A 21,918-nucleotide genomic window follows, 5' to 3' on the forward strand; every position below is an offset into this window, starting at 1 on the left:
TAAACGCTAAAAAGAGGGTTCATAAATGAATTTATGTGACCTAGAAATGCCATTAAAGCTAAAAAGAGGGTTCATAAATGCATTTATGTAACCTCAGAATGGCATAAACGCTAAAAAGAGGGTTCATAAATGGATTTGAAAGTATCTACCATTCTATATTCAAGATTGTCTTCAACATAAGATATGCTAATGGGGGTAAAAATACATGATAAAAAAAGTCGCAGTAATTGGTGCAGGATTAATGGGGAGTGGAATTGCGCAGTCGATGGCAACCGGTGGTAAGGAGGTTATCTTATACGATATCTCACAAGAAGTGTTAGACCGAGGTATGAGCACGATTCAAAAGAGCCTATCACGTATTGTAAAATCGGGCCACCTATCAGAAGAGGTATCAAAACTTGCCTCAAACAATATCAATACAACTCTTGATTTATCTAAAGCTGTTGCAAATGCAGATTTAGTTATCGAGGCAGTTCCAGAAAACCTAGAGTTGAAGAAAAAGATTTTCAAAGAGATAGATGAATATGCAAAGAGTGAAGCAATTTTAGCAACAAATACTTCTGAACTTAGTGTAACGGCAATTGCTTCAGCAACGAATAGAGCAAATAAAGTAATTGGGATGCATTGGTTTAACCCAGCCCCAGTCATGAAGCTTATCGAAATAGTAAGAGCAATTGATACATCAGAAGAGACTATACATGCAATTGTACAAGTTTCTGAAGAGATTGGAAAAGAGACAGTGGTTGTAAAGGATATGCAAGGATTTGTAACAACAAGGGCACTGGCTGCTCACCTTCTTGAATGTATGAGGATGTATGAGGAAGGGGTAGCAAGTGCCCCAGATATCGATAAAGCAGTCCGCTTAGGATTGAATTACCCAATGGGACCACTAGAGTTGGCGGACTATGTAGGCTTAGATACCATGTTGTTTGCTTCAGAAGGATTGGTTGAAGCCTATGGTGATCGCTTTCTCCCTCCACAAACATTAAGGAAGCTAGTGGAAGCGGGTCACTATGGTCGAAAAACAGGTAAAGGATTTTATAACTACAACAAGTAAGGGAGATATTCATATGAATCGAGAAGTCGTAATAGTCGAAGCAGTTCGAAGCCCTGTTGGGAGGAGAAATGGAGTATTTCGAGAAGTACATCCAGTTCATTTGGCCTCTTTGGTGTTGAATGAACTAATCAATAGAGCAGGAATTGAAAAAGGACAGGTAGAGGATATTGTAATGGGGTGTGTAACCCCGTTAGCTGAACAAGGATTCAATATTGGGAGGTTAGCTGCACTTGAGGCAGGCTTTCCAGTAGAGGTGCCTGCTGTTCAGATTAACCGTATGTGTGGATCAGGTCAGCAAGCGATTCATTTTGCAAGTCAGGAAATTAAGTCAGGCGATATGGATATTACAATTGCTGCAGGTGTTGAGAGCATGACAAAGGTTCCCCTCCTAAGCGATGGGAACGAACGAACCATTCCAGAATCATTATCTGCAAAATATCCCTTTGTACATCAGGGAGTATCCGCAGAATTAATTTCTGAAAAATATGGATTAACTCGTAATGACCTCGATCAGTACGCATTTGAAAGTCATAGACGAGCCATTGCTGCTCAGGAACAAGGAATCTTTGACCGTGAGATTGTCCCAATTGAAGGGCTAGATAAAGAAGGTAATCACTATTTAGTTAAAAAAGATGAGGGACCAAGAGCAGATACATCTATTGAAGTGTTGTCAGGGTTAAAATCTGTTTTTAGACCTGATGGAGTAATTACAGCCGGGAATGCCAGTCAAATGAGTGATGGTGCAGCAGCTGTTTTATTAATGGAAGGAAAAAAAGCTAGAGAGCTTGGTCTAAAACCACGTGCCCGAATTATTAACCGAGTTGTTGTTGGCTCAGATCCAACTCTTATGTTAGATGGTGTTATTCCAGCGACACAAAAGGTACTTCAGAAATCGGGCCTATCAATAGAAGATATCGACCTATTTGAAATTAATGAAGCCTTTGCACCGGTTGTACTTGCTTGGCAAAAAGAGCTTAAGGTCAATTTAGCAAAGGTAAATGTAAATGGTGGAGCCATTTCGTTAGGACACCCTCTTGGTGCTACTGGAACAAAGCTGATGACCACATTACTTCATGAGTTAGAACGCCGCAATGGACGTTACGGATTATTAACCATTTGTATCGGTCATGGCATGTCAACGGCTACGATTATTGAGAGATTATAAGATTAAAGAAAATACATTGAATTCCGCTAATCTTAAAAAGGAACTCACCAGCTCGAGTTTCCGAGAGGGAGTTCCTTTTTTTGTAGATCTAGACGCTAATTTTCTTCTTCGAACTGTTTTCATCCCAATGTTTCTTGTGAGATTCTAAAGAAAGTAATTCAACCTTTTCAACCTCTTGCTGTTGCTTTATTTTCTTTTTCTTTTGTTTATCTGTGAAATTCTTTAACCCTTCACCGAATAAATTTAGACCAATAATAGTAATTGCAATAAATAGTGATGGGAAGAACGGAATCCATGGAGCTATATGAATATCACTTAATGAGTCAGACAGCAATGATGGCCAGGTGAATGTAAGGTTTACTACTGTTAAACCTACGGTTGGATCGAATTGGAGATCTTGCGATAAAAAAACATCTACAATTCCAAGTCCACCAAGGAGAACCATAATTCGGGCCATATCACTTATAAAAATAAAGATAATCTTTTGGTATATGTTTGGTATGTAGTGTCTAGTAATCAAGTTATACCAGTTTGTGCCCGTTGTTACTGCTGCTACCAAGTATTCAGTTTTATTAATTTTTATAAATTCCTGTCTAATAATCTCACTAATTCTCCCTATATCTAAGAGAGCTATGACGAAAAGCAGTATAACATAACGGTTTTCAGCTTCTAGTAAAGACGGCAGATTGCCAATTAACATGACTAAAATAAGTGTTGGCAAAAATGAAAGCAAACTATTCGAGAACCCCAGTAGGGTTTTTGTACCTCTGTTAATAGAGGAAAAATATCCAAGAGGTATGCTAATGAAAAATCTTATAACAACAATTATGAGTAGTTGCATAAGGGTTTCTTTTGCACCATGTACAATGATACTGAAAAGATCACGACCATTTTGATCTGTCCCAAACCAATAGGCATCACCTGGTGGGACGGGAGCCTTCACTAATTTCATATTTTCATCGTATTTGACCCGGAAGCCTTTTAGTTCACTGTCAACAAAAGGTAGCGATGGACCTAGTAAAGCCATAAAAGCTATTCCGGCCAAAATGAAAATTCCTAAAGCAAAAGAGGGATATTCCTTAATTAAACTAAAAATTCTTTTTGGAACTCTTAGGAAAGAGAGAGTAACTATAGAAAAATAAATTCTCTTTACGATCTTGAATGGGAATATCAGGGTCACATAAAATGCCAGCTTCAAAGTATTGAAAAGGAATGTTGTGAAAAAAGAATAGACCAGTCTAACAGTCTTGTAAGGGATTGATTTAATGAAATCAACCAACCACTTAACACGCTTGAATCGTTTTACTTGTATTGTAGATTCAGATAATTCCTGTTCCAGGCTAATAGGGATAATCCAAAGTTTTATAATATCTGTAATCCATACGGTAATTAATACTAATAAAAGCAGAGGCAAGAGAAGTCCTAAAACCACATATGCATCATCTGCCTGAAGCGACACAATCAATTGATGACCAGCACCTCTGTAAAAGCATAATCTTTCAATGATTGGCAAACTGCTAATGATAATTAACATCAGGGTTTGAGTATAACTAAAGATCGTTGGCCATGCATTCCAAAGCAAATGTTTTAATGTAATCGTCTGTTGGTTAATTCCTTTCGACATAGCAGTTCTAACATAATCCCTATCTTTTTCAGTCATTAAAGATTGATAGGTAATATTCGATATGTAAAAGATAGGGGTGATGCTGATAATCGCGGTTGGGAATAAGAGATGGAACCAAGTCTCATCACCAAATAAATCCAACTCAATCAAATTTGCCCGAATGAGCAAGATGATTCCAAATTGAACTGTAATTAGCAGAAAAAAGTCAGGAACAGTACCAAAGAAGAGATGGTTTATCTTGTGAAATTTATTTTGTGTTTTTCTGTCTCTACCAATAAAACGGATGATTCCTAAAATAATACCAAGGACAAAACTGATTATAAAAGCAGGAATGATAATCTTTAAGCTTTTCCCATATAACTCCGAAACAATATCGTTCACAGATAAAACTGGATACTCCATTGACATCCCGAACGATTGATTAATGATCAAATCTCGATAATATTCAAAAACCGCTTGGGCCATAACACTCCAATTCGTTTTGTTTACAAAGTAAAAGTCCAAAGTTGAAATAAATACCAAATAAACGATAGCGGTGGAGGCGAGAAGGAGGAGAATGAAGTTTTTTACCATTTTATTCATTAATAGAAACATAAATTTTTACCCCTCTGAAGAATTTAAATATTATTAGAATTTAATATAATTGTAAAAAATGTAATAATCAACCATTTTTTTGTGAAGGCAAAATTGCTTTGTCGAATAATAGTTGCATTTGTATTTAAGGGGTAATTTTTCTAATATAGTGAGAAGTGGAGGTAAACAATTAGAGGGTATACGGTTATTAAACAACTGGGAGAAGAGAATTTTAATAGATTAGCAAATGAAAGTATATAACACATTTCTCCTCTTAAAGTTATACTTAAATAATGGTTGCACGTACATTCTTTCTGATGATTCAAAGAAAAAAAGAATTCGACAACACTAGTTTTTGACATTGGTAAAAAATGAGGTTCATTTTAGTTGAACTCGACTCAGATGCAAAATATTGGATAACGATTTTTACTACAGAACTTGAAAATCTTCAGAAAATTATTTCTATTATGTTAGTATAATTGTATAATAATAGAAAATAGTAAATAGGAGGGGTCAAATGACAACACAAAATGCACCAGTTCTTTTAAATGTGGATGGAAGAGTAGCAACACTTACCCTAAATCGACCTGAGGTTTTAAATGCAATGGACGTACCAATGCTTCGTGAGATTGTTGAAAGACTTAAGGAAGTAGAAAGCAATGATGCAGTTGATGTATTAGTATTAACCGGCTCTGGGCGCGGTTTCTCAGCAGGCGGAGATATTAAATCGATGCTTAGTTCCACTGATGAGTCAGCATTTTTACCTGTAATGGAAACGATTAGTGAAATGATGATTACGCTTTATTCGCTTCCTAAACTCGTAATCAGTGCAATCCATGGGCCTGCTGCAGGATTAGGACTAAGCTTTGCACTAGCTGCAGATTACATTTTTGCGGAAAAACAATCAAAACTTGCGATGAACTTTATCGGAATTGGACTCATTCCTGACGGAGGCGGTCACTTCTTTTTAGAGCGAAGACTAGGAGAGACAAAAACAAAACAAGTTATCTGGGAAGGAAAAACCATGGGAGCAGATGAAGCATTCTCTCTTGGTTTAGTTGACCAACTTGTAGAGGTAGAGCTACAAAACGCAGTTTCAGAGAAAATAAACGAATGGTTACATAAGCCTGTCAAAGCAATGGTAAAAACAAAAGCTATCCTAGCAGATGCTAATAAGCAAAAGCTACTTAATGTACTAGAGCTTGAAAAATATGGCCAACAAGAAATGAGAAGCACAAAAGATCACCGAGAAGGAGTTCAAGCCTTCTTAGAAAAAAGAAGACCAAACTTTACCGGAAAATAAAAAAAGAACTAGGTTGTGGTTAATATCACAATCTAGTTCTTTTCGTTTTGAGTCCGCTAACTTTTTCACAAACCACCTAACGATGGAACAAAATCAGCTTACCAGCAGAAGAAGTACAACGATGTGTTGTATCAAGATAATTTTTCTCTGCTAACATTTTCTCTCCAACTTCCTTCGCTTCCTTCTCAGTCGCAGCCTCAAAAGACTCATCCAATAACGTCTCACCGCTTTTATCAAATACCGTTAACTTATAAACTCCCATAATTCACTTTCTCCTTTAAAAAATTCTGATAGTTATTACTATTCTTACATACTTTTAAAATTCCTGCAAACTCATAATTAGTAAATTTTATAGCTTTTAAAGTTTTACTATTGTTACAACAAGAGTGGATTGGAGCGGAAGACACTTGACTCCTGCTCAGAAGTTGAGGAAAGGTCGAGACCCCGCAGACGGAACGTCGAGGAGGCTTGACTTCCTCCCCGCGGAAAGCAAGTGTCTGTAGCGCAAAGGAACGGGCTAAATTCAAAGTCAAAAACTACATACCTATAAAAAACCTACCACTTATTTTCCAAAATATGATATTTTTAGAAAGTTATGAAGAAATTATGAAACTATAACGTAGTTCTATCGTATTAGTAGTTGGATGCAAAAGGAGGAATAGAAATGGCATTAACATTAGAAAATGTAACAAAGCGTTTTGGAAGCTTTACAGCAGTAGATAAGCTTTCAATTGAAATACCCGAAAAAGAAATGTTTGGCTTCTTAGGAGCAAACGGTGCAGGTAAAACAACAACCTTTCGTATGATTCTAGGTTTATTAGATTCATCCGAGGGGAAAATTTCTTGGGATGGTAAACCTATTAATTACGATACAAGCCATATTGTAGGCTACCTGCCTGAAGAAAGAGGACTTTATCCAAAAATGAAGGTCCAAGATCAATTAATCTATCTTGGCAGATTAAGAGGAATGCAAAAACAAGATATCCTAAAACAATTAGAGTATTGGCTTGAAAGATTTAAGGTTCCTGAGTACCTAAACAAAAAAGTAGAAGAATTATCAAAGGGGAATCAACAAAAGATCCAATTTATTGCCTCTGTTCTTCACAAGCCAAGACTACTTATCTTAGATGAACCATTTAGTGGACTAGATCCAGTGAATGTTGAACTTTTAAAAGAAGCCGTATTGGATTTAAAAAATCAAGGTACGTCCATTGTGTTCTCAAGTCATCGTATGGAGCATGTTGAGGAGTTATGTGAACACCTTTGCATTATGCACCGTGGAAAGCCAATTGTCCATGGAGCCTTGAAGGATATCAAAAGATCTTTTGGGAAGAAAAATGTAAGTGTTCATGCTGATTTTGATTTATCTCATTTAGAGAATGTTCGAGGCGTAGTCAAGTTCAAGCAGACAGGTGAGGGTGTACATTTGCAAGTTGAAAATGAAGGAGTCTCACAACATATATTTGAGGAGATTTCTGGTAAAGGATTCGTAAGAAAGTTCTCACTAGAAGAGCCTTCATTAAATGATATCTTTATTGAAAAGGTAGGTGCTTCCTATGAATAAATTTTGGCTTATCTTTTTTCACACCTATTTGAATAAGTTAAAATCTAAATCATTTATTATAACTACAATTATTACAGCGGTTATTGTTCTAGGACTAACAAATATCCAAACCATCATAGATATGTTTGATAAAGGTGATGACGATCGGATAATTGCAGTTATTGATGAGACAGGGGAGCTATACCCACTTTATGAACAACAGTTCCAAGTTTTTTCAAATAAGCTTGCTATTGAACAGTTTGGAGGTTCAGTAGAGGAAGCTAAAGAAAAAGTATCTGATGGAGAATATGCAGGTCTTTTAGAAATCTCGTATGATGAAGAACAGCTTCCACAGGGTGTTTTTAGCGCAATGTCAATTACAGATTCAGAGGCATATTCGCAGCTAGAACAGGCTTTGCAACAGCTTAAGGTATCACTAGCAACTTCGAAGCTAGGATTAACAGCAGAACAGGTAAATCAATTATATGTTCCAGTCATGTTTGAAAAAATTGCACTAGAAGAAGATGCTAAGTCTGAAGAAGAATTGAGTCAGGCTCGTGGGTTGGTTTATATTTTATTATTTGTCATCTACTTTGCTGTTATCATGTATGCAAGTATGATTGCAATGGAAGTAGCAACGGAGAAATCTTCACGTGTAATGGAGATACTAATCTCTAGTGTTTCTCCAATTAAGCTAATGTTTGGAAAAATTCTAGGTATCGCTTTATTAAGTATCACTCAATTTGCATTTATTCTAACAGTAGGTTATCTTTCTCTACGTTTAAATCCTGCAAACAGTAATGAAGGAATTTTTTCTGTTTTTGGATTGAGTAATATTCCTATTTCAACATTTATTTATGCGATCGTCTTTTTCGTGTTAGGCTATCTACTTTTTGCAACATTAGCGGCATTTTTAGGCTCACTTGTAAGCAGAATTGAAGATGTACAACAGATGATAACACCTATGACATTAGTAATTGTAATTGCATTTATGATCGCTATGTTTGGACTGGGGAAACCAGAAGCATCATTTATCACGGTTACTTCTTTTATTCCATTCTTTGCACCAATGATTATGTTCTTACGTGTTGGGATGTTAAATGTACCTATTTGGGAAGTAGCTTTAAGTATTGGATTACTTGTAACAACCATTGTTCTACTTGCGGTATTTGGGGCCCGTGTTTACCGTGGAGGAGTTTTAATGTATGGAAAGAGTTCATCATTTAAGGATATTAAAAAAGCTCTACAGCTAACAAAAAATGAAAAGTAAACTAATTACTAAGGATGAAACCTATAAGGTTTTGTCCTTTTTTTAGATTAATTACGAAAGAATTATTCTTGTGAGAACGTGCATTCGTATTGTTTGGATGGTAAAATAAAGTCAACTCTATTTGAAAAGAGGAATAAACGAATGAGTTCAATAAAATTTTTACATACAGCAGATTTACATTTAGATAGTCCTTTTAAAGGACTACAAAAGTTCCCTGAATTACTTTTTAAAAGAATAAAAGAAAGCACGTTTACCTCTTTTTCTCGAATTGTGTTATTAGCTATTGAAGAAAAGGTAGATTTTATGATTATCTCTGGGGATTTGTTTGATTCTGTGGACCGGAGTTTACGCGCACAAGTAAGATTTCGTGATGAAATGAAACGTCTTGAAAAAGAGGATATCACAGTATATATCATTCATGGAAATCATGATCATCTAGGCGGATCCTGGACTTCGATTGAATGGCCAAGGAATGTGCATGTATTTTCAGGTAACATAGAGTCAAAGACATTCGAAAAAAATGGACAACCACTGGTCAATCTGTATGGATTTAGCTATCCAAAGAACCTCGTTACTGAGAATATGACCAGTTATTACTTAAAGAAGATGGATGCACCTTTTCATATTGGACTCTTACATGGTAGTGAAGATACTACAACCCAAGATGAACATGGTCGCTACGCACCGTTTACAGTTAAACAGTTACTTGAAAAGGATTTCAACTACTGGGCATTAGGCCATATCCATAAGCGTCAAAGTCTCTATGATAATCCACCTATTATCTATCCTGGTAACATACAAGGTAGGCATCGAAAAGAATCTGGGGATAAGGGATGTTATATTGTTACTTTGTCAGAGTCAAATACTACATTAACGTTTAAGGAAACAGCAGATATTGTATGGGAAACTGTTCAACTTACAATATCAGACATAGATAACTATAACCAATTGGTAGATCAATGTTATCAAATCTTAGATAAGCTAAGGCGTATTGACCAAGGTGTGTTAGTAACATTAGAGCTAATTGGATCAGGAAAACTTCATAACAGTCTACAAGATCAAAATTTAGTAGATGAATTACAAACCATTTTAGTCGAGTCTGAAGTGGATAAACGAAACTTTGTTCTTGTAAATTCTATTAGAGTTGAAACGAACATCGTGGTGGATCGTGAAAAATTAAGGTCTGAATCGCATTTTTTCGCAGATCTTATTGCTTGTATAGATGAATATGATGATTTCTATGAAGCGCTAGGCCCGATTTTTAATCATCCTCAAGCAAGAAAATATGTGAATCAATTAACCGCTGATGAAAAACAGGAAATCATAAAGGAAGCAGAAGCACTGCTTTTAAATGGAATGATGAAGGATTAATAGAAAAAGAGAAAGGAGGTACATCATGAGAATAATTGACCTTCATATTTATGGATATGGGAAATTAGAAAGCAAAGAATATGGTAATCTCTCTGGTGGTATTCAACTCTTTTATGGTAAAAATGAAGCTGGAAAGTCGACATTAATGTCATTTATCCATAGTATTTTATTTGGTTTCCCTACTAAACAGCAGCAAGACCTTCGTTATGAACCAAAATCAGGAACAAGGTATGGTGGGAAGATCAGCTTACAAACAAAAGAATATGGAACCATTGTTATTGAGCGATTGCCAGGTAAGTCTAGTGGTAATGTGACAGTCTATATGCCGGATGGTACAACAATGGGAGAGGAGCTACTCAAGGAATTATTCCAAGGAATGGATAAATCCTTTTATCAGGGAGTGTATTCTTATAATCTTCAGGGCCTTCAGGGCGTTCAACAGATGAATGCTGAGAAGCTAGGGAATTACTTGTTTTCTGCTGGTGTAGTTGGTACTGATGCTCTGGTGAAAGTGAATGAACGTATCACGAAAGAGCTAGAATCACTTTTTAAGCCTAGTGGACGTAAACCCATAATTAATCAGCAATTAATCGATTTAAAAGAAAAACATCAACTCTTCGTTCAAGCACAAGAAAAGAATCAAACCTATAAAAAACTAATTGAAGGTAAAGAAGACCTGCAGCGAAAAATGCAGGATATAGAACGTGAAGTAAGTAAAACAACAAATGAGTATAGACAACTTGAACATTTACTTTCAATGAACGATTTGCTTATTGAACGCCAAACCATTCAGACAAAGCTTATCTCTTTACCGTCTTCTGAGCCTTTCCCTGTTGATGGTCTAAAAAGACTTGAACACTTACATTCACAGCTTCTCCCTTATAAGGCACAGTTATCTAGCCTGTCTCAAAAAAAGCTGAAGTTGGAAAATGACATAAGGAATATCAACGTAAACGTGGAGCTATTAAATAGAGAACCAGCCATACGAGAAGTATCAGATAATGTTCGAGTATATGAACAACTTCAGGCAGAGATTTCTGAACACAAAAGAGAGATTGCTCTCCTTAACGAGTTCTTATCATCCACGAAGGAACAAGTAGGGTGGACGAACTCAGAGGAAGAACTTCTTTACTTGGACACTAGTATTTCAAAAAAAGAAGAGATTAAAACTGTAGTTAATGAATTTGAATCAATAAAACAACAAAAGCAATTTTTAGACGAACAGTTTTCTCGAACTAAAATGCTACTAGAAGCAAGTGAAGAGAAGATACATGATTTACAGAAACAATTACTGACTAAAGAAGCGAGAAAGCACTATGAGGAAATCTTGCATGCTAGTTCTACTAGCAATGAGAACCTGAATGAAAGAAGTAAAGTGATAGATTTACTATCCACGACTGAAGATAAAATAAAAAGATATAGCAATCAAGAGAAAGCAAGAATAAAGAATTCAAAAGTTCTATTCACTAGTTTCTTCCTATTACTAACTGCATTAACGATCTGGCTGATTCTAAATAATCAATGGATTGTAGTAGGAGCAGTGTTAGTCGTTAGTGTTTTAACTTTCGTTTTGTTGAAAAATATATCCATGCAAGGTACTAGTTATATTTTAAAAGATCTCAAACAGGAAAAAGGTCAGCTAGAACAAAAGCTTGGTAAACTTAATGAGAATATCGAAGCAGGGAGTAGGGATTCGGAAGGGATAGAAGAAGCCCAGGAACTCCTAATAAAGGACCGAGAACTCAATCGCATACTAGATATTGAAAAAATTACTTTATCACAAAACGAGCGTCAATATGAAAAGGTATTGTCCGAGTATGATTCATGGGAAAATCGAAGGTTTAGTAATCATGAACGAGTAGCTAAAGTAATAAGTGAGTTACATTTATCAGAGGCTCTTTCAGGTGGTAAGCTCTTAGATAGTTATATCTTGTTAGAGGAGCTTAAGAGCACTTTCCGTAAAAAGAAAAAACATACTGAACAATTAGAAGCTGCTAGTTCTAAGGTTTTACAATATGAACAAAAAGTAAAGTTGTTATGTGAACAGGAAAACAATCATGAGATTGTCAGTGCAGTCTATACTTTACTTACAAGGCTTGAGTCAGAAAAAGAAAAAAAAGGTAAGTTGTATCATTTAACAGGGAAACTTGAGGATATTATTGAACAGACGACGCAGTTGCAACTTGAAATTAACTACTTAGAACAAGAGTGTACACAGTTGTATGAGATGGCAGAGGTTTCAAATGAAGAAGAATATCGAAGCAAAGGAAAGATATATGAACAAAGAGCTCACTTAAATGGTAGACTTGACTTAATTGAAAGTCAGGTAGGGCCCTATTTGCATCTTATTGATGAAGAATACCACGAAGACGAAAAACGAGTTCAACTAAAATTTTTAAAAGGAAATCTAGAAGAACTAAAGTTAAAAGAAAAGGATTACCGTCATCAGCTATCTGAGGTTTCTATCAGAATCACTGATCTTGAAGAAGGTGGGACGTATGCAGAAACTTTTCACATTTACGAACAAAGTAAATCTTTATTTCAACAAGAAGTGAAAAAATGGGCAGTTCATTCCGTGGCTAAAGACATTCTTGGGAAAACAATTGAACGATATCGGGCACTTCGTTTACCAAGGTTATTAAGTGATGCAGAAGAATATTTCCGCTTCTTAACAGAAGATGAATACAATCACATCTATTCACCAGATGATCAAGCTGGCTTTATTGTTGAGAGGAAGGATGGCGTCAGATTTTCTCCAAGTGAACTAAGCCAAGCTACAGCCGAACAATTATACCTTTCTCTTCGAATTGCTTTAGGAAATACAATGCATCCAATGACAGCGTATCCATTTATTGTAGATGACAGCTTTGTGAATTTTGACCAACAAAGAACTGAAAAGATAATAAAGCTCTTACAAACTTTATCAAGCAATCATCAGATATTACTTTTTACGTGTCACAAACATATCGTAGACCATTTTCAAACAGAGGATGTCGTTTACCTCTAGGTACGAAAATATAATAAAATAGATAAAGGACAGGGGGAACGTATATGGGTAAAGGGATACTTCATTATGATTTCGGAGATAAAGTGGAGGTTTTTCTGCTTGTTAAATCATCTACCAAAGGTATCGCTAGCAATGGGAAACCATTTCTAACGTTGATGCTACAGGATAAGAGTGGCGAAATTGAGGCAAAGTTATGGGATGCCTCTTCAGAGGATGAAAACGCATATGCACCACAAAACATTGTCCATGTTTGTGGCGATGTGAACAATTACCGTGGTAGAACTCAGTTGAAAATTAGAACAATTCGTCCAACAAACGAAACAGATACAATAGAAGTTGCAGATTTACTTGAAGTGGCACCTTTAAAAAAAGATGTTATGGCTGAAAAAATCACTCAATATATATTTGAGATGAAGAATCCTTCGATTCAACGTATTACAAGACATCTTTTGAAGAAACATCATTCTGCTTTTTTTGAATATCCTGCAGCAACAAAAAATCATCATGAGTATGTTTCTGGACTCGCGTATCATGTTGTATCCATGCTGGACTTATCCAAAGCCATCTCAACTCTCTATCCTTCGTTGGACACAGACCTTTTATATGCTGGCGTTATTTTACATGACTTAGGCAAAGTCATTGAGCTATCTGGTCCAGTCTCAACGAGTTATACAATTGAGGGGAATTTGCTAGGTCACATTACAATCATGGTAAATGAAATAGGTAAAGCAGCAGAGCAGCTTGGAATTACAGGTGAAGAAGTAACAATTCTGCAGCATTTAGTACTGAGCCATCATGGCAAAGCGGAATGGGGAAGTCCAAAGCCGCCAATGATTAAAGAGGCAGAAATATTACATTATATTGATAATCTCGATGCAAAAATGAATATGTTGGACAGAGCTTTAGAGCGAGTAAAACCTGGTGAATACTCAGAAAGAGTATTTGCTTTGGAAAACCGAAGCTTTTACAAACCTTCCTTTCATAAATAATAAATAAAAATTATCTAAAAGCTTGTACAAATCAGTGATATCTCCTTGTGTTACATCATATAGTGATATAAAGAAAGTTGGACAAGGGGGAAACAAAAATGATTTTTGCAGTTCCATGGTGGGTATATGTTGTCATTAGTGGCATTATCTTTAGCGGTTATATGGTCATTAGAACAGCAAGAAATGAGCAGGAAGTAGAGAACTCCTTTATCGAAAATGAAGGACAAGTTTACATTGAACGTATGAACCAAGAAAAAGAAGGCAGAAAACTAAAAAAGCCTGAGGCTATGTAAGTTAAGATAGTAGCCTAATGAGACTGAATAGAGAGTCCTGAGTTGATTGGAGGGGAAGGCACTTGACTCCTGCGGGACGTAGAGGAAAGGTCGAGACACCGCAGGCGCAACGCCGAGGAGGCTCGACTTCCTCCCCGCGGAAAGCAAGTGCCTGGACCGGAAATCAACGGACATTATTATTATTACAAACCAAAAAAGGAAGTGGTGAACAGCATTTTGCTATTTAGCCACTTCCTTTATTTATATTCAGTACTTATTTAGTTTCTGCAGCTTTAAAAGCATCTTTAAGGTCTGCATCATTTACTTTAACATTTGCTTCTTCCATTTCGTTGCTAAGTGCTGCTTCAACTGTTGCAGCATCTAATTTAGTTAGACGAATTTCTTGTTCAATTTCAGCTTTCATTTCTTCTAATGTGCCTACTTCATTTTCTTTTTTCTCAGTCAATTTGATCAGGTGGTATCCAAAATCAGTTTTTACGATATCACTGATTTCTCCAACTTCAAGTGCATATGCTGCTTTTTCAAAATCAGGTACCATTTGACCTTCACCAAAGAATCCTAAGTCGCCACCTTGAGCTGCCGTTCCATCTGTACCGTATTCCTTAGCTAAATCTTCAAAGGCTGTTCCAGCTTCTAGCTTTGCTTGAATTTCCTTTGCAGTAGCTTCTTCTGTTACTAAGATGTGACTTGCTCTGATTTCAGGCTTTTTGTTTTTCATTTCCTCATATTTTGCTTGTACTTCTTCTTCCGTTACTTCGATTTCTTGAGAAGCCGCTTTTTCACGTAATAAATCTGTTTTAACCATCGTACGGATGGCTTCTTCACCGTTTTGTTGAACTGCTGCTTCAAATTGAGGACCAAATGATGCTTTAAGTTCTTCCATTTTTGCGTCAATCTCTTCTTCAGTTACCTCATATTTATCTCCAAGAACTTTTGCGTGTACAAGATCTCTTAAAATCTGTTGACCAACTTGGTCTTTCATTGCATTGTAAAATTCATCTTTTGTAATATTACCTGCGCTTGTTTCAACTACAACTTCAGATTCTTCAGCATTATTACATGCACTTAAAGCAAGTATACTTGCAGTTGCTGTTAAAGCAATTATCATTTTTTTCATGTTCGACATCTCCTACTTATGTTAATTGTATGTTTGTCCAAAACCACATGAACTACTATATCACATATTTTGGATATAAAGAAATGTTTTAGGAATGGTTATCTAAAATTAAAGATAAAATTGATTGAAAAATTCTTTAAAAACCAAGACAGGTGCCTATTCGAGTGAAAAAAACTGTGCATATGATAGTAGCGTATACAACAGAAGGAGGTGTTACGTATGGGTCACGCCGGATATAGTGGTGGATTCGCGTTAATTGTTGTATTGTTCATTTTATTAGTCATCGTTGGTGCTTCTTGGTATTAAGAAGTTAGTACACTAAACAATTAAAGGAGGAAATAATTATGTCACACACTGGATACTATGGTGGAGGATTTGCGTTAATCGTTGTATTATTCATTCTATTAATCATCATTGGTGCTTCTTGGGCTTACTAAGGATGATGACAAAAAAGTGGTGAGGCACATTGCCTCACCACTTTTTTATCTATTAGGTAAATAAAATTTCTACATAAGAAGAAATTAATAAAATCGTAATTAAGATATTAATCGTTCTAAAGACTTTAGGTTGACGGTCTTCAGGAATTTCTTTTTGAATGCAAAGCATATTGGTCATTTGATTGATATAGAACAAGATAAAAGTGGCAAAAGGAATAAATAAAATAGCCATCCTGAGATCCCCCCTAAATTCTTTTATGTCTTCTATAACTTTAACAAACATTCATTAAAAAAGATAGACTTATATCGATTCGTATAACTGTAACAAATTGGAATGTAGACGTTAGTTATTAACTAGGATTGAGTATCCATCATCCACTTCTTCAATCTGGCTCGTTTTAGGTGCTTGAAGGACATGACGTAAACAGATAAGATCAGGAACACATAAACCTAAGTTAATAGCTGCAATAATGCTGAAGTAATGGATGTAACCCGGAAACATAAAGCTACCTATTAACATCAGTGATGTGATTAAAAGAAAAGGCATGATTAATGCCATAATAATAATTGATTTCGATAAAGTTTGTTTTAATCTGATCGTTAACACAGGCATGAATAGTATATAGCTAGATGCCGTCAATTTGAATTTTTTACGTAAAATAAATAGTGGTAATCCATGTAATAACTTATGAACTGGAAAGACAATTAACAATCCAATTAAAAAGAACAAGATTCCGTCTTCTTTTAAGTGTGCTTTAGGATGCATTAAATTCAATGGAATATAGATTAAAACAAATGTAAAAAACATCGTAATAATTGAAATAAGAACGATGCGATGGAATCCATAATCTTTAGCTAGATTAATGGTCCTCCAACAAGTCATAACGGTTCACCATCCGAACTTTAGTATTCTTCAAACTTACTAAACTACTTTACGACGATTTTTCTTAAAATGCAATAGGAATATTTCAGCCCGAAAATTGCAATTTTCGAATAAACTAATTATCTTTATCCTTAAAGAATATGTTAAGATGATTTTGATTAGTCGTACAAGTTTAGTGTTTTTGTAAAATTACTCTTTTGTGTAAAATATATATAGTAAATGCTGTGAGTCAAAGGGGCTATGAACGAAGTGGAATCTCTAGAGGCAAGAATTGAACGGTTAGAGTATTATCAATCCTTATTATTTGATTTTTTAGATACAGAAAAAGCTGCATTTTACAAACTTATTGTTAAAGCTCAATTAGGCAAGAATGAGGTTAATGACCTACTCAATCTTTGTGAAATTATGGACGAAAAATTCAAACAGCAAAAAGCGGAAGGATTTGTTACATTCACTCCGCTTCTTACAGAATTTGTAGGAATGTTACATTCTAAACTAGAAGTTAAAGAAGTCATTGATGCTTTGATCAATCATGGAAAGTATTTGACTTTGATGTATGAATTTAAGAAATTGTTGAATACCCTAGACTAGTCCCTAATTACTAGCAACTTCCTTTGAATGTGTCTCTTCATCTACACGTTTGTATAATTTCCCATCAATTTCAATGAACTCATCCTCGAGATTTTTAAAAGATCTCTCAAAGATTTGCATAAAATCATCACCATAAATATTTCGAATAATACACATAACCTCAAGCATATCCGGGAATTTACCGTACAACTCCTTTAATGGTAATGCACCGCTATAAACAGCATTATTGCTAGGGTTATAATCTTCAGTTAATTTTAAAAGAATGTCCTCGCCTTTTTCTGTTAACTCGATATACGTGTTTCGTTTGTCATTTTCCTTTTTAGAAAATTGCAGTAACCCTCGTTCTTCTAGCTTCTTCGAGAAATTAAATGCAGTAGAAACATGCATTACACCAAATTTAGCAATCTCTGAAATTGATGCACCTTTTAAATGATAGGCAATCCATAGGATATGATGCTCATTGATATTTAAATCATATGGCTTAATCCATTGCTGCCAGTCTTTCTCAATAGATTTCCATAATGCCTTGCTCAACTGAGCCACTCTTTGGCTAAAGATCATAGCATCTTTAATTGAATATTGCAATTCTTCTTTTTTCATCTAGTCACCTACTTTTACAATTCTAAAATACTATTAATACTATTATGCCAATAAAATAAAAATTAATAAAGAACTAAATTTACTAAATTTTTAAATAAAAAAAATAATAGGCTTAAAATCATGATTTTCGAACAGATTTTTCCAAATCTGACAAAAGAATCTCGATTTCAGAAAGCTCTTTTTGAATACTTTTTTTATTTTCTTTAGTTGATTCAGTCCATTGGTCAAAAGAATGAACAAGATCATTTTTAAATTCCGAAATAGCTGTGATACTTTGCTTTGAAGAGGAAGTAATGGTATTGCTCAAATCTAGGCCCTCGCTCTTCAGTTTTTGTAGTGTTTCAATAAGGTGTTGGGAATTTGTTTGTAATTGTTTACGCAGTTCCTTACCAGAGGTAGGTGAGGTAAGAAGTGTCGTAGCACCCCCAATAGCACTTCCTATTATAATTCCGTATAAAAAGTTTAATCCTTTGCCCATGTTTATCACTCCATTAAAAAATCCTGTAAAAGTAATAGTAACAAATTTCTACAAGTTGCCTTATATTTCCTCTTTTTTCATACTAAAACTTTTAAGTCCTTACATACGATAACTAAACCCAGCATAAAGATGAATAAAGGGGGAGTTGAATTGGCTGGGGTCATATTTATAACATTCGTTATTAGTATTTTATGTTTAATTGGTATGACTAATTATTTTATGTTATCTCAAAAAGCAAGAGTCTATCCTCCAAAGAAAGTTCTGCTTAAAAAGGCTGGACTATTAGGAGTAGCTGGTATCACTTTATTAGTAGTTGGTATACTTTTGTATAGCATGGGTGCAAAATAAAAAACCCGATCTTGTATGAGATCGGGTTTGGTCTTTTATTATAGTTGAGAAGCTAGTCTAGTACGCTTAAATATCTGTTGTACTATCGGGTAAATGACAACCATGGCCACTGTGTTGAATGCAGCAGTTGGAAGAACAATTCCGGCAAAAAGACTTAGAAAAGTTGCTCCACCAGGCAGTTGGAAAAATACTAGGGCTGAGCCTAAGAATATAAATCCTGAAACTAGTGTGCCAATAGCAGTTAATGTACCAGCAGATAACAAGGAATGGCTATATTTTTTCATAAGTAATAGCATTCCAAAAAAGACAAAAGCAGTAATTGGTTTGTCAATTAAGTTAGGAATTTGCCCTGAAGGAAATCCAGTTGTTAAAGCTGAAATAATTCCTGTTAACAGACCCAATAATAAAACATTTTTTCCTGAAGGGAACAGTAATATCCCTAAAAACATCATCGTTAGCATTAAATCTGGCTTCATTCCAAATAGTAATGGCGGTGTGACTGCATGAAGTACAGCACCCATTCCAACTAACAATGATAATAAAACTAGTACTCTTGTATTCATTTCTCATCTCTCCTATTCTAACTACGCTCAATATTTTTGAGAATCCTCCAATAGTGCTCTACGCCTATTGCGAAAATACTCATTTATTAGTATATCAAAAATTAGTGTAGTTTGACAGTATAAATTATCAGAAATTTGATTTTTTAAATCTACTCATAAAATGGGAGAAGGCCTCACACGACTCATAAGAGACAGCATTGTAAATAGAAGCCCTACAGCCACCAATTGAACGATGTCCGTTTAACCCAATAAATCCATTTTCAACTGCTTTGGCTAAAAATTCTTTTGTTAATTTTTCTGTTGGCAAGGTGAATGTAATATTCATGTTGGAACGACTTTCTTTAGTTGCATGAGGTATGTAGAACCCATCAGACTCATCAATTGATCGATAAAGTAGCGATGCTTTTTTATTGTTTCTTTCTTCTATAACTTCAACACCACCATGTTCTTTCACCCATTTAAGAACAAGTGAAAGTAGATAAATGGCAAAAGTGGGAGGTGTATTGTAAAGACTGTTATTTTTAACATGAGTGTTGTAGTTTAAGGTGGTTGGAATAGAAGCTGGAATGTTTGGCAGAAGGTCTTTTCTTAGGATAACAACTGTTACACCTGCTGGACCTAAGTTTTTTTGTGCACCTGCATAAATTAGAGAGAAAGAATCAATATTTATTTTCTTGCTCAAAATGTCACTAGACATATCCGCAATTAATGGAACCTGGCCAGTTTCTGGATAGGAGTGAAACTGTGTCCCATAAATTGTATTGTTCGATGTAATGTGTAAGTAGGAGCTATTTATAGGTAAATTGAAAGTTGTATCGGTAGGAATCGTTGTATAATTGCTATCTTTTGTTGAAGCGATGATAGATGTCTCACCAATTTTACTTGCTTCCTCATATGCTTTTTCTGACCAAGCTCCAGTTAAGACATAGGAAGCGACACTGCCTTCAGTCAATAAGTTTAGCGGTACCATTGAAAATTGTAGACTAGCTCCACCTTGTAAAAAAAGGACTTCATACTTATCAGAGATCCCCATTAACTCTTTTAACAAGCTTTTCGCTTGTTCGTGAACCTCTTCATACACTTTACTGCGATGGCTAAGTTCCATAATCGACATTCCGGTATGGTTAAAGTTAAGAAGTTGAGCTTGTGCTTCTCTTAGAACTTCCTTAGGTAAGGCAGAGGGACCAGCATTAAAATTATGAATTGCCTTCAAAAAAAACGCCTCCTAACTAAATTATTTTTTAATGTTAACACGATATTTTGAAAAGTAAAGTGAATTTTCAGTAAAGTTGGTTAGTCTGGAGAGTGGAAAGGATGACGATTAGATAATTCTTAGGGTGATTCTGACAGGTTGAGTAGTAGCAGAGAGTAACGAGTCCGAATCCCGAGCAGATTCGGACAGGTTGAGCGGTCGAAGAGAGCAACGAGTCTGAATCCAATGCAGATTTAGACAGGTTGAATAGTAGTTGAGAGAAACGAGTCTGAATCCCGAGCAGATTCTGACAGGTTGAGTAGTAGCAGAGAGAAACGAGTCCGAATCCCGAGTAGATTCGGACAGGTTGAGCGGTCGAAGGGAGAAACGAGTCTGAATCCCGAGCAGATTCGGACAGGTTGAGTGGTCGAAGAGAGCAACGAGTCTGAATCCAGTGCAGATTTAGACAGGTTGAATAGTAGTAGAGAGCAACGAGTCTGAATCCAGTGCAGATTTAGACAGGTTGAGTAGTAGCAGGTTCAAACGAGTCCGAATCCATTCCGATAAACAAATAAATGGTTACTTCCCACGAAAAAAGAGGTAATGCAATGATTACCTCTTACTGAATAGCTTGTGAAATTTCTGAAGCGATGTCTTGAAGGTTTTTCGCTGTGTAAAGATTCGCATGAGATTTCCAAACAGCGCCAAAACCATCGCCTTTTCCATACCTAGGGATGATGTGCATATGGAAGTGGAATACGGTTTGACCAGCATGTTCACCATTATTACTTAATAAGTTCAATCCAATTGGGTTGTACTTTGCTTTAATCGCATTTGAAATTTTAGGAACCGCTTCGAACACATGTTGTGCAATTTCTGGAGTTAACTCGTAAACATTGTCTTTATGTACTTTAGGAATAACAAGTGTATGACCCTTTGACACTTGTCCAATATCTAAAAAAGCATACACATGCTCATTTTCATAAACCTTTGCACCTGGAATTTCACCTTTAATGATTTTGCAAAAAATACAATCGCTCATATGATCAACCTCACAATTTTTTTCTATAGTTTACCATATCTAGCTTAACCAACAAAATTGTGTTCTAAAATTAAAAGAGCAGAATGCAACGAATGTGCATCCTGCTCTAATGAGAGAGGTTATGGGAGAATAGTTCACGCCTTACAGGTTAGAGTATCTTTCGTAAACACCTCATTTTTCAATAAAATGAAATGATATACTAATGAAAGTGGAAGTTCCTTTGTTCAAGATGACCATCCCCTTGTTAAAGGCATAAGTTTCACAACTTATATTACTTGTAGATGATCTTTAACAAACACCTCATTTACAAAATGACTTATTAATACAGGCTTCTACAATTGTAAATAGTGGCCCGTAAACACCTCATTTTCGTAAGAGTAGGTTTGATACTTTTCTCTATCTAAAGGAAACTAACCTTATTCAATACTACCATCCCCTTATTTGGTCGTGTTCGTCAGCATATCGTCTAAAA

Annotated in this window: 23 protein-coding genes; 13 read left to right on the top strand and 10 right to left on the bottom strand. The window is 35.5% G+C overall.

Annotation, left to right across the window (positions count from 1 at the left end):
- Positions 1–205 precede the first annotated feature (205 nt).
- Positions 206–1,057, top strand: a complete 852-nt coding sequence (locus tag J2Z26_RS01570; protein WP_193534257.1) for a 3-hydroxyacyl-CoA dehydrogenase family protein — start codon at positions 206–208, stop codon at positions 1,055–1,057.
- 13 nt (positions 1,058–1,070) lie between these two features.
- Entirely contained in the window at positions 1,071–2,222 is a 1,152-nt protein-coding gene (locus J2Z26_RS01575; RefSeq protein ID WP_193534256.1) for a thiolase family protein, read from the top strand.
- Positions 2,223–2,310: 88 nt separating this feature from the next.
- Here the strand turns inward: J2Z26_RS01575 and J2Z26_RS01580 are convergent, their stop codons facing one another.
- Positions 2,311–4,440, bottom strand: a complete 2,130-nt coding sequence (locus tag J2Z26_RS01580; RefSeq protein WP_193534255.1) for an ABC transporter permease subunit — start codon at positions 4,438–4,440, stop codon at positions 2,311–2,313.
- A gap of 496 nt (positions 4,441–4,936) precedes the next feature.
- On the opposite strand from J2Z26_RS01580, the gene J2Z26_RS01585 reads away from it, so the two are divergent.
- A complete protein-coding gene (locus J2Z26_RS01585; RefSeq protein WP_193534254.1) occupies positions 4,937–5,722 on the top strand; it encodes an enoyl-CoA hydratase in 786 nt (261 codons plus the stop codon).
- A 76-nt stretch (positions 5,723–5,798) separates the two neighbouring features.
- On the opposite strand, the gene J2Z26_RS01590 is transcribed toward J2Z26_RS01585, so the two are convergent.
- Positions 5,799–5,984 carry a YhzD family protein gene (locus tag J2Z26_RS01590; RefSeq protein ID WP_193534253.1) on the bottom strand — a complete coding sequence of 62 codons (186 nt, stop codon included), beginning with the start codon at positions 5,982–5,984 and terminating at the stop codon, positions 5,799–5,801.
- A gap of 402 nt (positions 5,985–6,386) precedes the next feature.
- On the opposite strand from J2Z26_RS01590, the gene J2Z26_RS01595 reads away from it, so the two are divergent.
- From J2Z26_RS01595 to J2Z26_RS01620, 6 genes are all read left to right on the top strand, one after another.
- Positions 6,387–7,286, top strand: a complete 900-nt coding sequence (locus J2Z26_RS01595; RefSeq protein WP_193534252.1) for an ABC transporter ATP-binding protein — start codon at positions 6,387–6,389, stop codon at positions 7,284–7,286.
- A complete protein-coding gene (locus J2Z26_RS01600; RefSeq protein WP_193534251.1) occupies positions 7,279–8,535 on the top strand; it encodes an ABC transporter permease in 1,257 nt (418 codons plus the stop codon). Before J2Z26_RS01595 ends, J2Z26_RS01600 begins: the two co-directional genes overlap by 8 nt.
- 141 nt (positions 8,536–8,676) lie before the next feature.
- Entirely contained in the window at positions 8,677–9,906 is a 1,230-nt protein-coding gene (locus J2Z26_RS01605) for a metallophosphoesterase family protein (RefSeq protein WP_193534250.1), read from the top strand.
- A gap of 25 nt (positions 9,907–9,931) precedes the next feature.
- The gene (locus J2Z26_RS01610) at positions 9,932–12,913 is read left to right on the top strand and encodes an ATP-binding protein (protein WP_193534249.1); all 2,982 of its coding nucleotides are present in this window, start codon (positions 9,932–9,934) and stop codon (positions 12,911–12,913) included.
- 44 nt (positions 12,914–12,957) lie between these two features.
- Positions 12,958–13,902, top strand: a complete 945-nt coding sequence (gene yhaM, locus J2Z26_RS01615) for a 3'-5' exoribonuclease YhaM (protein ID WP_193534248.1) — start codon at positions 12,958–12,960, stop codon at positions 13,900–13,902.
- A 98-nt stretch (positions 13,903–14,000) separates the two neighbouring features.
- Positions 14,001–14,195: a sporulation YhaL family protein gene (locus J2Z26_RS01620; protein ID WP_193534247.1), complete on the top strand. Its 195-nt coding sequence runs from the start codon at positions 14,001–14,003 to the stop codon at positions 14,193–14,195.
- Positions 14,196–14,448: 253 nt separating this feature from the next.
- On the opposite strand, the gene J2Z26_RS01625 is transcribed toward J2Z26_RS01620, so the two are convergent.
- Positions 14,449–15,312 carry a peptidylprolyl isomerase gene (locus J2Z26_RS01625; RefSeq protein WP_193534246.1) on the bottom strand — a complete coding sequence of 288 codons (864 nt, stop codon included), beginning with the start codon at positions 15,310–15,312 and terminating at the stop codon, positions 14,449–14,451.
- A 219-nt stretch (positions 15,313–15,531) separates the two neighbouring features.
- Here J2Z26_RS01625 and J2Z26_RS01630 point away from each other — a divergent pair, with 219 nt between their 5' ends.
- Both J2Z26_RS01630 and J2Z26_RS01635 read left to right on the top strand, forming a co-directional pair.
- On the top strand, positions 15,532–15,618 hold the full coding sequence (locus J2Z26_RS01630) for a YjcZ family sporulation protein (RefSeq protein WP_193534374.1): 87 nt from the start codon (positions 15,532–15,534) through the stop codon (positions 15,616–15,618).
- A gap of 38 nt (positions 15,619–15,656) precedes the next feature.
- Positions 15,657–15,749 (top strand): YjcZ family sporulation protein, encoded by a 93-nt coding sequence (locus J2Z26_RS01635; RefSeq protein ID WP_193471624.1) that lies wholly within the window; start codon positions 15,657–15,659, stop codon positions 15,747–15,749.
- Between the two features lie 52 nt (positions 15,750–15,801).
- Here the strand turns inward: J2Z26_RS01635 and J2Z26_RS01640 are convergent, their stop codons facing one another.
- Complete coding sequence (locus J2Z26_RS01640; protein WP_193471625.1) at positions 15,802–15,981, bottom strand: hypothetical protein; 180 nt, start codon at positions 15,979–15,981, stop codon at positions 15,802–15,804.
- A 111-nt stretch (positions 15,982–16,092) separates the two neighbouring features.
- Positions 16,093–16,632, bottom strand: a complete 540-nt coding sequence (locus J2Z26_RS01645) for a DUF3267 domain-containing protein (RefSeq protein ID WP_193534245.1) — start codon at positions 16,630–16,632, stop codon at positions 16,093–16,095.
- A gap of 240 nt (positions 16,633–16,872) precedes the next feature.
- On the opposite strand from J2Z26_RS01645, the gene J2Z26_RS01650 reads away from it, so the two are divergent.
- Positions 16,873–17,223, top strand: coding sequence for a DUF1878 family protein (locus J2Z26_RS01650; RefSeq protein WP_227413573.1), 351 nt, complete (start codon positions 16,873–16,875; stop codon positions 17,221–17,223).
- A 3-nt stretch (positions 17,224–17,226) separates the two neighbouring features.
- On the opposite strand, the gene J2Z26_RS01655 is transcribed toward J2Z26_RS01650, so the two are convergent.
- The gene (locus J2Z26_RS01655) at positions 17,227–17,823 is read right to left on the bottom strand and encodes an HTH-type transcriptional regulator Hpr (RefSeq protein WP_193534244.1); all 597 of its coding nucleotides are present in this window, start codon (positions 17,821–17,823) and stop codon (positions 17,227–17,229) included.
- 118 nt (positions 17,824–17,941) lie between these two features.
- On the bottom strand, positions 17,942–18,301 hold the full coding sequence (locus tag J2Z26_RS01660) for a YtxH domain-containing protein (RefSeq protein ID WP_193534243.1): 360 nt from the start codon (positions 18,299–18,301) through the stop codon (positions 17,942–17,944).
- Positions 18,302–18,451: 150 nt separating this feature from the next.
- Here J2Z26_RS01660 and J2Z26_RS01665 point away from each other — a divergent pair, with 150 nt between their 5' ends.
- Positions 18,452–18,649: a membrane protein YhzF gene (locus J2Z26_RS01665; protein WP_193534242.1), complete on the top strand. Its 198-nt coding sequence runs from the start codon at positions 18,452–18,454 to the stop codon at positions 18,647–18,649.
- 38 nt (positions 18,650–18,687) lie between these two features.
- Here J2Z26_RS01665 and J2Z26_RS01670 read toward each other — a convergent pair whose 3' ends face one another.
- The 3 genes from J2Z26_RS01670 to J2Z26_RS01680 form a co-directional block, all read right to left on the bottom strand.
- Positions 18,688–19,212, bottom strand: a complete 525-nt coding sequence (locus J2Z26_RS01670) for a tryptophan transporter (RefSeq protein ID WP_193534241.1) — start codon at positions 19,210–19,212, stop codon at positions 18,688–18,690.
- Between the two features lie 127 nt (positions 19,213–19,339).
- Positions 19,340–20,425 (bottom strand): 3-phosphoserine/phosphohydroxythreonine transaminase, encoded by a 1,086-nt coding sequence (gene serC, locus J2Z26_RS01675; protein WP_193534240.1) that lies wholly within the window; start codon positions 20,423–20,425, stop codon positions 19,340–19,342.
- 598 nt (positions 20,426–21,023) lie between these two features.
- Complete coding sequence (locus tag J2Z26_RS01680; protein ID WP_193534239.1) at positions 21,024–21,446, bottom strand: HIT family protein; 423 nt, start codon at positions 21,444–21,446, stop codon at positions 21,024–21,026.
- Between the last annotated feature and the right edge of the window lie 472 nt (positions 21,447–21,918).

Origin of the sequence: Cytobacillus luteolus (assembly GCF_017873715.1) — a bacterium.
Classification (GTDB): Bacteria; Bacillota; Bacilli; order Bacillales; family Bacillaceae_L; genus Bacillus_BV; species Bacillus_BV luteola.

Coding starts and splice junctions, on each gene's coding strand:
- J2Z26_RS01570 (WP_193534257.1), top strand. CDS start 206: ATGATAAAAAAAGTCGCAGTAATTGGTGCAGGATTAATGGGGAGTGGA.
- J2Z26_RS01575 (WP_193534256.1), top strand. CDS start 1,071: ATGAATCGAGAAGTCGTAATAGTCGAAGCAGTTCGAAGCCCTGTTGGG.
- J2Z26_RS01580 (WP_193534255.1), bottom strand. CDS start 4,440: ATGTTTCTATTAATGAATAAAATGGTAAAAAACTTCATTCTCCTCCTT.
- J2Z26_RS01585 (WP_193534254.1), top strand. CDS start 4,937: ATGACAACACAAAATGCACCAGTTCTTTTAAATGTGGATGGAAGAGTA.
- J2Z26_RS01590 (WP_193534253.1), bottom strand. CDS start 5,984: ATGGGAGTTTATAAGTTAACGGTATTTGATAAAAGCGGTGAGACGTTA.
- J2Z26_RS01595 (WP_193534252.1), top strand. CDS start 6,387: ATGGCATTAACATTAGAAAATGTAACAAAGCGTTTTGGAAGCTTTACA.
- J2Z26_RS01600 (WP_193534251.1), top strand. CDS start 7,279: ATGAATAAATTTTGGCTTATCTTTTTTCACACCTATTTGAATAAGTTA.
- J2Z26_RS01605 (WP_193534250.1), top strand. CDS start 8,677: ATGAGTTCAATAAAATTTTTACATACAGCAGATTTACATTTAGATAGT.
- J2Z26_RS01610 (WP_193534249.1), top strand. CDS start 9,932: ATGAGAATAATTGACCTTCATATTTATGGATATGGGAAATTAGAAAGC.
- yhaM (WP_193534248.1), top strand. CDS start 12,958: ATGGGTAAAGGGATACTTCATTATGATTTCGGAGATAAAGTGGAGGTT.
- J2Z26_RS01620 (WP_193534247.1), top strand. CDS start 14,001: ATGATTTTTGCAGTTCCATGGTGGGTATATGTTGTCATTAGTGGCATT.
- J2Z26_RS01625 (WP_193534246.1), bottom strand. CDS start 15,312: ATGAAAAAAATGATAATTGCTTTAACAGCAACTGCAAGTATACTTGCT.
- J2Z26_RS01630 (WP_193534374.1), top strand. CDS start 15,532: ATGGGTCACGCCGGATATAGTGGTGGATTCGCGTTAATTGTTGTATTG.
- J2Z26_RS01635 (WP_193471624.1), top strand. CDS start 15,657: ATGTCACACACTGGATACTATGGTGGAGGATTTGCGTTAATCGTTGTA.
- J2Z26_RS01640 (WP_193471625.1), bottom strand. CDS start 15,981: ATGGCTATTTTATTTATTCCTTTTGCCACTTTTATCTTGTTCTATATC.
- J2Z26_RS01645 (WP_193534245.1), bottom strand. CDS start 16,632: ATGACTTGTTGGAGGACCATTAATCTAGCTAAAGATTATGGATTCCAT.
- J2Z26_RS01650 (WP_227413573.1), top strand. CDS start 16,873: ATGAACGAAGTGGAATCTCTAGAGGCAAGAATTGAACGGTTAGAGTAT.
- J2Z26_RS01655 (WP_193534244.1), bottom strand. CDS start 17,823: ATGAAAAAAGAAGAATTGCAATATTCAATTAAAGATGCTATGATCTTT.
- J2Z26_RS01660 (WP_193534243.1), bottom strand. CDS start 18,301: ATGGGCAAAGGATTAAACTTTTTATACGGAATTATAATAGGAAGTGCT.
- J2Z26_RS01670 (WP_193534241.1), bottom strand. CDS start 19,212: ATGAATACAAGAGTACTAGTTTTATTATCATTGTTAGTTGGAATGGGT.
- J2Z26_RS01680 (WP_193534239.1), bottom strand. CDS start 21,446: ATGAGCGATTGTATTTTTTGCAAAATCATTAAAGGTGAAATTCCAGGT.